Below are 13,806 nucleotides of genomic sequence, written 5' to 3' on the forward strand. Positions count from 1 at the left end.
TCAATTAAACATGAAAATACTTCTCTGTCTTTGCTTCTCATTTTTTTTTACCTGTCTTCATTCTCAAAAGATTGAAGTAGGAAAAAATAGAGCCATAAAAACCATAAAAAAAGCTATACAACTGGCCAATCCCGGCGATACGGTGTTGGTTTACAAAGGTGTTTATAGAGAAGGAAACATAGTGATAGATAAAAAAATAATATTGCAGGGAATTGGCTTTCCTATCCTCGATGGCCAAAAAAAATATGAAGTGGTTTCTATCAAAGCTGATAGTGTAACCATTGCAGGTTTTAAAGTCATAAATTCAGGGTATGCCTCCCTGAATGATCCCTGCGGTATTAAAATATATAACAAAACAGGGGTTACCATAAAAGAAAATATTCTGGAGAATAATTTTTTTGGTATTTATGTTCAAAAAGGAATTGGCTGTATTATAAAAAATAACACAATAAAAGCCCATCAAAAACAAGAGCAGCGTATTGGGAATGGCATTCATTGCTGGAAAAGTGAAAACCTGCAAATTGTCGGAAACCAAGTCTCAGGACATCGGGACGGGATTTACTTTGAATTTGTGTCTAATTCTATTATTTGGAGGAACATCTCAAAGAGTAATATTCGATACGGACTTCATTTTATGTTTTCTAATGATGATTCGTACATCTCCAATGTGTTTAAAAATAATGGGGCAGGAGTGGCAGTCATGTTTACCAAAAATGTAAAAATGTTCCATAATTATTTTGCAGAAAACTGGGGAGATGCCGCGTATGGTTTATTGCTAAAAGAAATTTCTGATAGTTACATCATAGGAAACAAATTCATCAGAAATACTTCGGGAATTTATATGGAAGGAACCAGCCGGGTAGCCCTCTCAAAAAATATTTTTAGAGATAACGGGTGGGGTATGAAAATTCAGGCAAGCTGTATGGAAAACGAAATTTCCTTTAATAATTTTATCGCCAATACATTTGATATAAGCACCAATGGCAGTTTAGTTCTTAACCATTTCAATAATAATTATTGGGATAAATATGAAGGTTATGACCTTAATAAGGACGGAATTGGAGATGTACCTTTTCACCCTTTGAGCCTTTTTGCAGTGCTTACAGAAAACAATCCCTCTGCAATGTTATTATTCAGGAGCTTTATGATTACGCTTCTTGATAAGTCAGAAAAGATTCTGCCAAGTATTACCCCGGATAATTTTGTTGACCAAACCCCCGAAATGAAATCTCTTGTGTTATGATTACTTTACAAAATATAAACAAAAAATTTGGCAAGCTTCAGGTATTGCAAAATGTAAACCTGAAATTTAACGCAGGTGAGTGCATTGCACTTATTGGTCCAAATGGTTGCGGAAAAACGACCTTGATAAAATCCATCCTGGGAATGGTTTTACCGGACAGCGGTGATATTTTATTCAATAAAGAATCTATTCTTAGAAAGTTTGAATATAGAAATAATATTGGCTATATGCCTCAGATAGGCCGCTATCCAGATCATATGACTATTGGACAAATTATTGCCATGATCAAGCAAATCAGGAATTCGAAAGACATTCTGGATGAAGATTTAGTTAAAGCTTTTAAACTTGATAAGATGGATGATAAACAAATGCGCACGCTTTCCGGCGGAACAACCCAAAAAGTAAGTGCAACATTAGCCTTTCTTTTTAACCCTGACGTCCTTATACTTGATGAGCCAACTGCAGGATTGGATCCCCTGGCATCAGAAATCCTGAAGGAGAAAATTATTAAAGAAAAGGAAAAAGGAAAATTAATTTTGATTACCTCTCATTTGTTAAGCGAACTTGACGATATGATTACCCAGATTATTTTTATGCAGGATGGTAAAGTGCATTTTCATAGAAATATAAACGAACTGCTTGAATCAACGGGTGAAATCAAAATTTCAAAAGCCATATCTAAAATTTTAAAGCAAAAGAGTCATGAACAGGATCATTAAAATTGTATTGTTGGATATTCTTAAAAATAAAATCGTTCTGAGTTACACTTTTGTTTTGGCCTTGCTCTCCTGGGGATCTTTTGGCCTTGAAGACAATTCTGCTAAAGGGCTGTTGACAATTTTGAATGTAATTTTATTTACAGTTCCATTAGTTTCGATACTTTTTTCGACGATATATATTTATAACAGTTCTGAATTTATTGAACTGTTACTCAGCCAGCCATTAAGGCGAAAAAAAATATGGATCAGTTTATTTGCCGGGCTTTCCATTGCAATGATTTTGGCTTTTTTGCTGGGTGCGGGAATCCCCCTTGTAATTAATGCGCCTGATGCTTCAGGTGTTATGATGCTTTTGTCAGGATGTTTAATCTCGGCTGTTTTTGTGTCTTTAGCTTTTTTGAGCTGTATTTTGACTCGTGATAAAGCAAAAGGAATTGGTGTAGCGATTATGTTTTGGATGTATTTTGCAATACTATTTGACGCTTTGGTTTTATTTCTGTTGTTTCAGTTTGCCGAGTATCCTATTGAAGAGGCAATGGTGGGGGTAACGGCCCTGAGCCCAATAGATCTTGCACGTATTCAGATTCTCTTACATCTTGATCAGTCAGCTATGATGGGTTACACAGGCGCAATTTTTAAAGATTTTTTTGGGACAACTATTGGATTGATTATCTCTTTTTTTCTATTGATTTTATGGATTGCGATACCTTTTTTTATTTCAGTCAGAAAATTTAATAAAAAAGATCTTTAACAATTAATATTTAATACTCAATTATGAAGGAGAAGATAAAAACAGATATTAAAAACAGACAGGATATCAAAATATTGGTTGATGCTTTTTATGGTAAGGTTCAGACAGATGCTACTATCGGATATTTATTTACCAAAGTGGCGAATGTTAATTGGGAAAAACATCTTCCAATTATGTATGATTTTTGGGATAATATCCTTTTTCATTCCGGAAATTTTGAAGGAAACCCGATGATGAAGCATTGGATTTTAAATCAGAAAAGCCCCTTAACTGAAACTCATTTTAAACATTGGAATAAGTTGTGGAAAAAAACTGTTGATGATTTATTTGAAGGACCAAAAGCATCAGAAGTAAAGATTAGGGCTCAGAGTATTTCGAAAATGATGATGAATAAAGTAGTAAAATAAAGTGATAAAGTAAAAAACGGGCGCTCGAAGAGCGGCCGTTTTTAAATTAAATGCTATTAGAGCTGAATTAATAATTTTCATTTAACCTCCACAAAGAAAGAAAAATATTTAAAAAAGATATATGATCTGAATCATATATTAAAGTATTTAAGAAATTTCAATAAAATATTTTATGATCTATAATTTCTATTTTTTTTTTCTTGTTCATAATAGAAATTGTCCGAATGACCGTCTCAACGCGCAAACCAGTAAAATCTGCAATTTCCTGACGGGTATACTGAATTTTCAGTCTTTGATTTGGGGGAATATTCTGCTGTTTTTTTAAATTATCGAGAAAATACTGTACCCGATACTCAGGTTTATGATTAATTATATTTTTTGAAAATACTATTTTATTGTAAATTCTCCAGGCAAAGACTTTTAATATTTTCGATTGGATTTTTGGATTTTCTTCAAGAAGCAAAAAGAAGTTGGCTTTTGAAAGTTTTAAGAGCACACAATCGGTCTGTGCTACTGCTGAGGCTGGATAAGGCTGATCAATAAAGAGGGGCGGTTCGCCAAAACTGCTTCCATTTTCAAAAATTCCTACTGTCAGGTCTTTTCCGTCTTCATTGGTATAGGTCATTTTTACAGTCCCCTCAAGAATCTGATAGAAGTATAGGGGAGGATCGTTTTCATAAAATATGATACAGTTTTTGGGTGTTTTTTTTGCAACAGCCCCCCAAGTGAATAGCAAATCTGTATCAATATGCATTTTTTCTAAAGTTATATGCATTTATAAATGATGCTAAATATTTCATCGCTTGAAGACAGCGCCTGCGGTTATTATTGATTTTCATAAATGCGGTGTTATTTGTTTTAAGCAAAGAAAAGAAATCAGGTATAAAAAAAACATGATAAATATTAGGTTTTGAAAGTTTTGTTGTAGCTAGAATAGGTGTTAAATTAAAGATTTATAAAAAGATATTTTTAATTTAAACTGGTAGCTAATCTTTTGGAAGTCATTGTGTAATCTGCAGTGTTATGATATTTATCATATTACAAAAGCAGTATACTTCGGATATTTGTAATGCATTAGAATGGTAATAGCTAAAAAGATTCATTTCAATTAAAAAAAGTTCTATTTCATTTTCTTCCTAATTTCTAAAATTAAAATTATGTCAAAGTCTTTAATTCAAAAATATAATGTTCCAGGTCCCAGATATACCAGTTATCCAACTGTTCCGTACTGGAATGAAATACTTTTTTCAATAGAGGAATGGAAGATTTCTTTTCAAAAATCATTTTTGGAGAGCAATTCACAAAATGGGATCAGCCTATATATTCATTTGCCTTTTTGTGAAAGTTTGTGCACTTTTTGCGGGTGCAACAAACGAATTACTAAAAATCATTCAGTAGAAGAAAAATACATCATCGCTGTTTTAAAAGAATGGAGTATTTACTGTGGACTGGCTTCTGAAAGACCAATCATAAAAGAAATTCATCTGGGAGGCGGAACTCCTACTTTTTTCTCATCAGATAATTTAGAAAAACTTATAAACGGTATTTTTAGTCTAGCCGATAAAGCTGAAAGTCATGAGTTCAGTTTTGAAGGCCATCCCAACAATACGACTTATGAGCAGCTTAAAAAATTATATAATCTAGGGTTTCGCAGAGTAAGTTTTGGCGTTCAGGACTACGCGGCAAAAGTCCAGAAAGCCATTCACAGAATTCAGCCATTTCACAATGTGGCAAAAGTCACCTTTTGGGCAAAAGAAATTGGTTATACCTCAATAGGACACGATATTATTTTTGGATTGCCTTTTCAAACAATTGAAAACATTGTGGACACCATCGAAAAAACAAATTCTTTAAAACCAGATCGATTGGCTTTTTACAGCTATGCGCATACGCCCTGGATCAAAGGAAATGGACAACGTGGATTCAATGAGGCAGATCTTCCAAAAGATGTAGAAAAAAGAAAATTATATGAGACAGGAAAAAACCTGCTTTCTCAAAACGGATATCACGAAATTGGGATGGATCACTTTGCTTTAGCTTCGGATAGTTTATATAAGGCTGGTCATACTGGGGAATTGCATCGCAATTTTATGGGATATAGCTCGTCAAAAACCCAGTTAATGATTGGATTGGGAGTTTCAGCTATCAGTGATAGTTGGTACAGTTTTGCTCAAAATACAAAGAGATTGGAAGAATATTATCAACTATTGGAATCCGACCAACTTCCTGTTGTCAAAGGGCATATACTTGACAAGGAGGATTTAATTATTCGCAAACATATTCTCAATTTAACTTGTCAATTTGAAACTTCGTGGAATGATAAGGCTTTTTATTTTGACGAATTACAAAGTGTTTTATCCGATTTAAAGGAATTGGAAAATGATAATCTGGTAATTATCGAAGAAAATAGAATCAAGATCACAGATGCAGGCAGACCTTTCGTCCGTAATATTTGTATGGCTTTCGATTTGCATTTGAAAAGAAAATCTCCCGAAACTAATCTTTTTTCAATGACAGTCTAAACTATTAATGGAATTCCTTGCACAAATTGACTCATATTCTGAAATTTTCTAGTTACGCTAATTATCAAACATGATATCCTGGCAGGGTCGATTCGTTTAACTACTTTCTGGATTTAAGATCACATCGATATGCCAGTAGCCACTGTATCAATCTTAAATAATAATTTCGCTGGAAAAGAAAATTATTCAAATTTTTCAAGTAATGTAGTGTAGTAACTCTAATTATTCTACTTTTGCAGCAAAAAATTACTATGAATAAATGCGATCAATGTATTGTAAGACAGCTTAGTGCATTGAAAGCACTAAACAAAGAGCAAATCATACAATTGGCAAATAGTAAAAGCACTCAGGTAATTAAAAAAGGGGAGGCTATAATAGAGGAAGGAGAAGTAATTAATGGGGTTTTCTGTATCAAAGATGGTATTGGAAAACTTTCTAAATTAAGTGCCAATGGCAGGGACCAGGTTGTTAAACTTGTTAAGGCGGGTGAACTTTTAGGGCAACGTTCAATGATCAGCAATGAACCTGCAAACTTGTCGGCTACAGCAATTGCTGATATGGAAGTCTGTTTTATTCCAAAATCTGAAATCATTCAATTTTTTAATAATAACAATCAGTTTTCAATGAACTTAATGCAGTCTGTTTGTGATGATTTGAAACATGCGGATGAGCATACTGTGGATATGGTACAGAAAACTGTTAAGGAAAGATTGGCTGAAAAGTTATTATATCTTAGTGACACTTTTGGTGTAAATGCTGATCAATCCTTAAAAGTGCAATTATCAAGAGAGGAATTGGCCGGAATGATCGGTACAGCCACCGAGAGTTGCATCCGAATGCTTTCTGAGTTTAAAAAATCAGGGCTGATCGAATTAAAAGGAAAGCTGATTTTTTTAAAGGATATTAAGGGATTAAAAAAAGAAGCCAGCTAACATAACATCATTTGGATAATTCCAGCATTCTTTCAATAGGAACAAACGCTTTTTTCATTATATCAGCAGGAACTTTAATTTCAGGCGTTTCATTAAGCAAGCAGTCGTATAATTTTTGTAACGTATTTACTTTCATGTAGCCACATTGGCTGCAGGCACAAGTGTTGTCTTCGTTTGAAGGTGCCGGTATCAATATTTTATAAGGAACTTCCAGTTTCATCTTATGAAGGATTCCCACTTCTGTAGCCACAATAAATTTGGTACCCGGATTGGTTTTAACATATTCAATCATTCCTGCAGTCGAACCAATATAGCTGGCTGTTTTTAAAATATGTGTTTCAGATTCAGGATGGGCAATAATTTGCGCATCTGGATTTTGTTTGTACAATTCAATTAATTTATCAAATGAAAATGCTTCATGAACCACACATGCACCGTCCCAAAGCAACATTTCCCTGCCTGTTTGTTCCATTACATATTTTCCCAAATTTTTATCGGGAGCAAAAATAATGGGTTTGTCTTTTGGTATAGAATTGACGATTTTAACGGCATTAGAAGAAGTTACCACAATGTCAGTTAAAGCTTTAACCTCTGCAGAACAATTCACATATGTAATAACAATGTGGTCTGGATGGGCTTGGGTAAATTGTTGAAATAAATTAGCGGGACAAGAGTCAGCCAACGAGCAGCCAGCATTCAAATCGGGAAGAATAACTTTTTTACCTGGATTTAAAATTTTTGCAGTCTCAGCCATAAAATGTACTCCTGCAAAAACAATTATATCAGCATGCACCTGCATTGCTTCTTGTGACAATCCCAGGCTGTCACCCACATAATCTGAAACATCCTGAATATCGGATTCCTGATAGTAATGTGCCAGAATAACTGCATTCTTCTCTTTTTTTAATTTCAGTATTCGCTCTTTAAGGTTTTTCATTATTAAATTATTTTTAATTATTCTCTTTTATTTTAAAACAAAAGAGTTGATGCTGATACATATGTTGGGTTTTTAAAATCGGTAAGTTTTTTGAAAATTAAGTTTTGCTCGTTTTTCGGAAATTCAATCAAACAAAGCTTTCATTATGACACTAAAATTAATACCTAAGGAAGGTGTCTCCCGATTTAATACCCAAAGCCAATTCTTCCAGATTTGTATTTTCAAGCGTGAAAACCAAATCATTGCGAATAGATATAAATTTATCGTGCATCGGACAAGGATGGTCTTCAGAACAATTACTTAATCCTAATGCACAACCGGTCAAAATGCGATCGCCATCCAAAGAATTAACTATTTGCGCTAATGTTATTTCTTTCATATTCTCTTTGGAAATTTCAAAACCTCCGCCCACTCCTTTTATAGATTTAATAATATTGTCTCGCGATAGGATTTGAAGAATTTTGGCTGTAAAAGCCTCCGGAGAATCGATTTTTTTGGCAATTTCTTTCAAGCCGATGCGATTGTCCTGATAGGATTGAAAAGCAATAAAAATAGCTGCACGAATGCCATATTCACATGTTTTAGAGAACATAATCTTTTTTTTGTAATGTATAAATCATATAAATCAAAGCCCGCCATAACGCACAAAAGATCCAAAAACAACCATCAAAACCCCAATTATGGTAACCAATAGAATATGAAAGGTCATTTCAGGTAACTTCTCAGCATTTTTTTCAAGTTTTGGCAGCACTCTAAATTGAGCACTCAAAGCAAAAAGAACCGTCAATAATAAAAGAGCTAATTTTGTTGAAACAACTTTTTCTATAGGTGTCTCGAACTGAAACCAATATTCGATGCTAACACCATATTTATAGGCCATTAAAATTCCGGTAATGACCAGCAAAACCAGAGCAGTCATGCCAACAGGTTCATACTTTCTTTCATAATCGAGAATTATATTCTGATTTTTTTCTTTTAATGCTTGTGGCAAAAAACCAAAGACAAGCAACAAATGACCACCAACCCAAATGGCGGCACTCAAAAGATGGATGATTAACAATAAATGGTGGCTCATATAGTTTTAGGTTTTAGTTTCACAATTTTAACAGATAGCATTATAAGGCCTGCTGGCATAAAAATACTGGATAAGAATAGATTTTGATAATAATTCGGTAAACTACCTTCACCCAAGAAAAACCAAATGCCCTGAAGAAACAAAAGAATTTCAGTTGTAAAAAATCCGAATAAAAAAATTGCGATTCCCCATGTTTGAATACGGTTTCTCGAATTTAAAAAATCATTTTGTAATGCAAATCCAAACAGGAAACCTGTAATAATTCCCAACATAGTCAAGTGAATGTATCCAATGACAAAATTACGAATCTGATGGGATACCTGTGCCAATTCCGGAAACAAAACCACCAGTTGAATAACGACTTTTAAAGCCAATGAAAACAAAGCAAAACCATAAACTATTTTTATGATCGTTGGTAAAATAGCAAAAAAGGACTGAAACTGCGGGCGGATAAATTGTATAAAAAGTACCGCAGCATATAGCTGAAGCATTACTCCAAGAGCATTTAACCAATAAAAAACCGGGTTAGGCAAATACCAGCTTACCGGCAAAGCCAATGTTAAAAAAGTAGAAGCAACAAATAAATTATAAAATATCCTGAATTTTTTAGCTTCAATAATAAGTTTTGCCTGTTTGAAAAACAAAGCCAAAATGGCAAACAAGAACCAGCCATTAAATTGAAAATGAAGAAAAAACTGAATCGCAATTTGATAAAAAGCGCTTGCTTTACCTAACAATGAAACTGCAGGACCCAGGCACCAGACACCCAAAGTAGAAAAAATCATGAAAAACAAAGCCGCACGAAGCAGCTTTTTTTCAGCCAGAGTTGTTGGATTGGCATCCTTTATAATTAAATAACAAAAATAGTAGCTGAAAAAAATATGCAAAGTCGAAAAAAGAATAGAAACAAAAGCATATCCTTGAGCAGGAAAATCAATCATCATTCCGACTACGGCCAGTTCTGTTATCCAGAATAATTGGTTGTAGATGGGTTTTTGATGTTTTTCTTTTGGAACAAAAAAATGAAAAATCAAACAGTACAACATCATATAGACCCAGCCTAACATCGCCACGTGTGAATGGCCGTGCATTAAAAACTGAAAATTGACTCCGGGGATTGGTGCAACATACATCCATCGCAGCAACAGTCCCATCAGTGAAGCGATGAAAAAATTAGAAAAAGTACAGAGTAACCAACTCTTCTTCATGATTTTATAAAGGATTTAATTCTTGATGCTTAAAAGTGTGTTCATGCTTTAAATGAAAAAAAGCTTATATTGCTCTAAATGAGCCTGGATCTCTTTTTTAATTTCAGCTTTATTGGAATCCTCAAGATTATCAATTTTTAATTTTAACGGAATCAAATAGTTGTGTAACTGATTGTGAGCTTCACCTTTCATTGTACATTTTTTAAAAATCATGGCAAACTCAGATTTCAGTTTCTCTTTCAAAATCAATGCGCTTTCTTCTTCGCCTGATTCCAGAATTATTTTTTGTAAAGTAGTAATCCCTTCAGTAGTTTCTGGGTTGGCTTCCCATAATTGTCCTTTGTTCAGGCTCACTTCCGCGGCTGTTTCGGTATTTTTTTCCGAAACTGAATTTATTTCATTTGCTTCTTTAGATGTTTGATCTTCTTTGTTTTTTTGGCATGATCCGATAGATACAATGGCCAATAAAAATAATACTAGTTTTATTTTTGTCATTTTGTTAAATTTTAGCTCCAAAAATCAGCATCTTCATTTTCTATAAAAGCTTCCTTTGAATGTATTTCTTCTATTTTTTTTAATTGTTCCTTTGTGGCTGCTTTTTGAATTTCAGCAAATAAAACACGCTCTTCAAAGCGGATATGAGAGTCTAACTCTTTTTCGATTCTTTTTAAATTTATTTCCAGATCTGAAGTACTTTCAAATAATTCGTTTAACGTTCTGTGTTCTTTCAAAGCCTGCTCAATGAGCGCGTTATCTGCTTCTAAGATCGTGAAAACGTATTTTTCCTCCAGCTCAAAATGCGTCTTTAAATAAATTTCATAAAACCAATCGACGTATTTTTTGATGCGCTGCAGGTCAATATTTTTCGCCATTCCAGTTTTAATTTTCCAGCAAAGCAGCAGACCATGATGGTGGTCGTGGCTTAAAGGCCTTAATTCCGGAGCTCTTTTGATGGGAGTAGTTGATTTCATTTGCTTAAAATTGATTGATTTAAAAAAATAAATTACTATCCTCTAAAATGAATTTTAATTTTCTCTGTACCAATATTTTGGTTTTCCAATTCTTTAAAAGAATGCCCAAGTTTTTCTATTGTCGAGGATCCATTAATAAAATGCTGAATGTAATAATTTCCTGAATATCCCAAATTTTCCAGAAAAAACACCATTTCCTGAATATCTCTTTTGTTTAATAAATCAGAGTGCACTGTTGTACGAACTTCAAAAGGTACTGTATGATGAAGCAATAAAAGTAATGATTTTGCAAAGGGAATGAAAAGTTTTGATTGGGTTATCTTTGCAAATTTCGCAGGCATTGCTTTAAAATCAAGTGCTACATAATTAATGAGTTCTTTTTGAATCAGTTCTTCCAATATGTCCGGCCGTGATCCATTGGTGTCAATTTTGATCAAAAAACCCATTTTTTTGACTTCTTTAATAAACGAAACAGCCTTTTTATGTAACAGACATTCACCTCCGCTAAAAACTACGGCGTCCAATAGATTAACCCTGCTTTTGAGGAATTGAAGTGCTTTATCAAAAGTAATACGTCCTTTTCCGTATACAATTTCTGGATTATAGCAATACAAACACCGCATATTACAGCCTGCAAACCAAAAAATGCAAGCTGATTGGTGCGGATAATCTAATAAAGTAAACGGTGTAATACTGTAAATAGGGGCACTAACATTTTGCTTCATTGAAATGGGTTCGCTGTTTGTGTTCACCTTTTTTTCCGATATTAAAACTTTCTACGGGTCTGTGGTAGCCCATTACTCTTGTGTACACCAGGCATTTGGTGCGAACTTCTTGATTTTGTTCTAAAATCGCGTTGGTTGTTAGTTTCATATTTGCTGTTTTTTTAGTTATGAATTGTGTAAAATTTGCGATGTGGTTTTTTCAAATATCTATAAGCTTTGTTTTTTCTTCAATGATAATTTCATCGCATTTTGGGCAATATTCATGCTCTCCGTTTAGATAACCATGAACAGGGCAAACACTAAATACAGGTGTTACTGTGATGTAAGGCAATTTAAAATTAGTAATCACTTTTTTTACAAAATTTTTGCAAGCTTCAGGTGAGCTTATTCTTTCGCTCATATACAAATGCAAAACGGTTCCTCCTGTGTATTTGCATTGCAATTGGTCCTGAAGCATCAAAGCTTCAAATGGATCCTGGGTAAAATCTACAGGGATTTGGGAACTATTTGTGTAGTAAATATTTTTTTCTGCTCCCGCCTGAATAATATCGTCAAAACGTTTTTTATCCTCTTTGGCAAATCGGTATGTGGTTCCTTCTGCCGGAGTGGCTTCTAAATTATAAAGATTTCCAGTTTCTTCCTGATACTGCTTCATTCTGTCCCGGATGTGTTCCAGAATTTCAGAAGCAAGTTCAATACCAGTTTCAGAAGTTATGTCGTCTTCATTATGGGTAAAATTCTGTATCATTTCGTTCATTCCGTTTACACCAATAGTTGAAAAGTGATTTCTGAAATGTTGTAAATACCGTTTGGTGTAGGGATACAATCCACGATCGTACATTCCCTGAATAAAAGTTCTTTTTTTCTCTAAAGTTGATTTGGAAATCAATAAAAGCTTGTCCAATTGTTGAAATAAAGCTGCTTTGTTTCCTTTGAATAAATAACCTAAACGAGCCATATTAATAGTTACCACGCCAATACTTCCTGTCATTTCAGCGCTTCCAAAAAGTCCGTTTCCACGTTTTAGTAGTTCGCGCAAATCGAGTTGCAAACGGCAGCACATACTGCGAACAGCATTGGGCTTGTAGGCATTTTCATTTTCTATTTGATTGCCATTTTCGTCCAAAACATATTGGCTTCCAATGAAATTTTGAAAATAAGAAGAACCAATTTTCGCTGTGTTTTCAAAAAGCAGGTTTGTGTTCTCTCCATCCCAGTCAAATTCTTCGGTAATATTAACCGTTGGAATAGGGAAGGTAAAGGGCTGCCCATTGGCATCACCTTCTGTCATTACGGTATAATACGCTTTATTGATTAGATTCATTTCTTTTTGAAAATGCTCGTATCGTAAATTAGTAACTTCAGAAACTCCTCTGCTTTTAGCCCTTGCCAATAGGTCTGTACTATTGTTCTTTTCAAAAATATGACAATCATTTTTAGTCGGAATTTGTGCTTTTAAATCCTCAGGAACAACCCAGTCTAAAGTGATATTAGTAAAGGGAGATTGTCCCCAGCGTGCGGGAACATTCAGGTTGTACACAAAACTTCGTACCGCTTTTAAAACGTCATCATAAAGGAGATCGTCTTTGAATACATAAGGAGCCAAATAGGTGTCAAAAGAACTAAAGGCTTGTGCACCTGCCCATTCGCTTTGCAAAATCCCCAGAAAATTTGCCATCTGTCCTAAAGCTTCCCTAAAATGAGATGGCGGTTTGCTTTCCACCCGGCCTCTGACTCCATTGAAACCTTCATTTAACAATACACGCAAACTCCAACCCGCACAATAGCCCGTGAGGCAATCCAAATCGTGAATGTGAATATCACCATTGCGGTGTGCATAGCCTTCTTCTTTAGAATACACTTTATCCAGCCAATAATTTGCGATAACTTTTCCTGCTACATTGCTAACCAATCCTGCGTTCGAATAAGAGGTGTTGGCGTTGGCGTTGATCCGCCAATCTGTTTGTTGTATGTATTCTTCAATCGTTTGGGTGCTGTCGACATAAGTTGTGTCATCATTCAATCCTTCAAGATGTTCGCGTTGCAGCTTTCTGGTGTGTCGGTATAGCATAAAGGAGCGCATGGCATCAAAATGGTTTTTATCGAATAATTTTTTTTCGATTACATCCTGAATTTCTTCAACAGACCATACTTCTTTGTTTTCGAGTTGTATAGCCACACTTTCAAAAACACTTTCATCAACAGCTATAGAGACACTCTGAAAATTTTTTTCAATTGCATCTTTGATCTTATAACTTTCAAATGGCTGATACTTTCCATTTCTTTTGATGACATAATTTTCCATAGTTGTTGGTT

At 34.4% G+C, this 13,806-nt stretch carries 14 protein-coding genes and 1 pseudogene; 6 read left to right on the plus strand and 9 right to left on the minus strand.

Annotation, left to right across the window (positions count from 1 at the left end; translation table 11 throughout):
* The first annotated feature begins 10 nt into the window (after positions 1 to 10).
* From LNP81_RS18085 to LNP81_RS18100, 4 genes are read left to right on the plus strand one after another with little or no spacing between them, the layout of a single operon-like run.
* Entirely contained in the window at positions 11 to 1,243 is a 1,233-nt protein-coding gene (locus LNP81_RS18085) for a nitrous oxide reductase family maturation protein NosD (protein ID WP_056205590.1), read from the plus strand.
* Positions 1,240 to 1,962, plus strand: coding sequence for an ABC transporter ATP-binding protein (locus tag LNP81_RS18090; RefSeq protein WP_056205589.1), 723 nt, complete (start codon positions 1,240 to 1,242; stop codon positions 1,960 to 1,962). Before LNP81_RS18085 ends, LNP81_RS18090 begins: the two co-directional genes overlap by 4 nt.
* A complete protein-coding gene (locus LNP81_RS18095) occupies positions 1,946 to 2,713 on the plus strand; it encodes an ABC transporter permease subunit (RefSeq protein ID WP_056205588.1) in 768 nt (255 codons plus the stop codon). The genes LNP81_RS18090 and LNP81_RS18095 overlap by 17 nt, the downstream gene beginning before the upstream one ends.
* 23 nt (positions 2,714 to 2,736) lie before the next feature.
* Positions 2,737 to 3,120 carry a group III truncated hemoglobin gene (locus LNP81_RS18100; RefSeq protein WP_230038296.1) on the plus strand — a complete coding sequence of 128 codons (384 nt, stop codon included), beginning with the start codon at positions 2,737 to 2,739 and terminating at the stop codon, positions 3,118 to 3,120.
* Between the two features lie 157 nt (positions 3,121 to 3,277).
* On the opposite strand, the gene LNP81_RS18105 is transcribed toward LNP81_RS18100, so the two are convergent.
* Positions 3,278 to 3,874, minus strand: a complete 597-nt coding sequence (locus tag LNP81_RS18105; protein ID WP_160372970.1) for a Crp/Fnr family transcriptional regulator — start codon at positions 3,872 to 3,874, stop codon at positions 3,278 to 3,280.
* A 403-nt stretch (positions 3,875 to 4,277) separates the two neighbouring features.
* Here LNP81_RS18105 and hemN point away from each other — a divergent pair, with 403 nt between their 5' ends.
* Positions 4,278 to 5,642 carry an oxygen-independent coproporphyrinogen III oxidase gene (gene hemN / locus LNP81_RS18110; RefSeq protein WP_230038298.1) on the plus strand — a complete coding sequence of 455 codons (1,365 nt, stop codon included), beginning with the start codon at positions 4,278 to 4,280 and terminating at the stop codon, positions 5,640 to 5,642.
* A gap of 251 nt (positions 5,643 to 5,893) precedes the next feature.
* Positions 5,894 to 6,574, plus strand: a complete 681-nt coding sequence (locus tag LNP81_RS18115) for a Crp/Fnr family transcriptional regulator (protein ID WP_230040924.1) — start codon at positions 5,894 to 5,896, stop codon at positions 6,572 to 6,574.
* Between the two features lie 7 nt (positions 6,575 to 6,581).
* Here LNP81_RS18115 and nadA read toward each other — a convergent pair whose 3' ends face one another.
* The 8 genes and pseudogenes from nadA to LNP81_RS18155 form a co-directional block, all read right to left on the minus strand.
* Positions 6,582 to 7,511 (minus strand): quinolinate synthase NadA, encoded by a 930-nt coding sequence (gene nadA / locus LNP81_RS18120; protein ID WP_230038301.1) that lies wholly within the window; start codon positions 7,509 to 7,511, stop codon positions 6,582 to 6,584.
* Positions 7,512 to 7,668: 157 nt separating this feature from the next.
* On the minus strand, positions 7,669 to 8,103 hold the full coding sequence (locus tag LNP81_RS18125) for an RrF2 family transcriptional regulator (protein WP_230038303.1): 435 nt from the start codon (positions 8,101 to 8,103) through the stop codon (positions 7,669 to 7,671).
* 33 nt (positions 8,104 to 8,136) lie between these two features.
* Positions 8,137 to 8,586: a CopD family protein gene (locus LNP81_RS18130; RefSeq protein WP_230038305.1), complete on the minus strand. Its 450-nt coding sequence runs from the start codon at positions 8,584 to 8,586 to the stop codon at positions 8,137 to 8,139.
* On the minus strand, positions 8,583 to 9,794 hold the full coding sequence (locus LNP81_RS18135; RefSeq protein ID WP_230038307.1) for a hypothetical protein: 1,212 nt from the start codon (positions 9,792 to 9,794) through the stop codon (positions 8,583 to 8,585). The genes LNP81_RS18130 and LNP81_RS18135 overlap by 4 nt, the downstream gene beginning before the upstream one ends.
* 48 nt (positions 9,795 to 9,842) lie before the next feature.
* Entirely contained in the window at positions 9,843 to 10,289 is a 447-nt protein-coding gene (locus tag LNP81_RS18140) for a hypothetical protein (protein ID WP_230038308.1), read from the minus strand.
* An 11-nt stretch (positions 10,290 to 10,300) separates the two neighbouring features.
* Positions 10,301 to 10,765, minus strand: a complete 465-nt coding sequence (locus tag LNP81_RS18145; protein ID WP_230038309.1) for a hemerythrin domain-containing protein — start codon at positions 10,763 to 10,765, stop codon at positions 10,301 to 10,303.
* 35 nt (positions 10,766 to 10,800) lie between these two features.
* Positions 10,801 to 11,490, minus strand: coding sequence for an anaerobic ribonucleoside-triphosphate reductase activating protein (locus LNP81_RS18150; RefSeq protein ID WP_131423922.1), 690 nt, complete (start codon positions 11,488 to 11,490; stop codon positions 10,801 to 10,803).
* Positions 11,474 to 13,795, minus strand: a pseudogene (locus LNP81_RS18155) (ribonucleoside triphosphate reductase). The gene LNP81_RS18150 and the pseudogene LNP81_RS18155 overlap by 17 nt, the downstream one beginning before the upstream one ends.
* Positions 13,796 to 13,806 lie beyond the last annotated feature (11 nt).

Source organism: Flavobacterium piscisymbiosum (assembly GCF_020905295.1).
Taxonomy (GTDB): domain Bacteria; phylum Bacteroidota; class Bacteroidia; order Flavobacteriales; family Flavobacteriaceae; genus Flavobacterium; species Flavobacterium piscisymbiosum.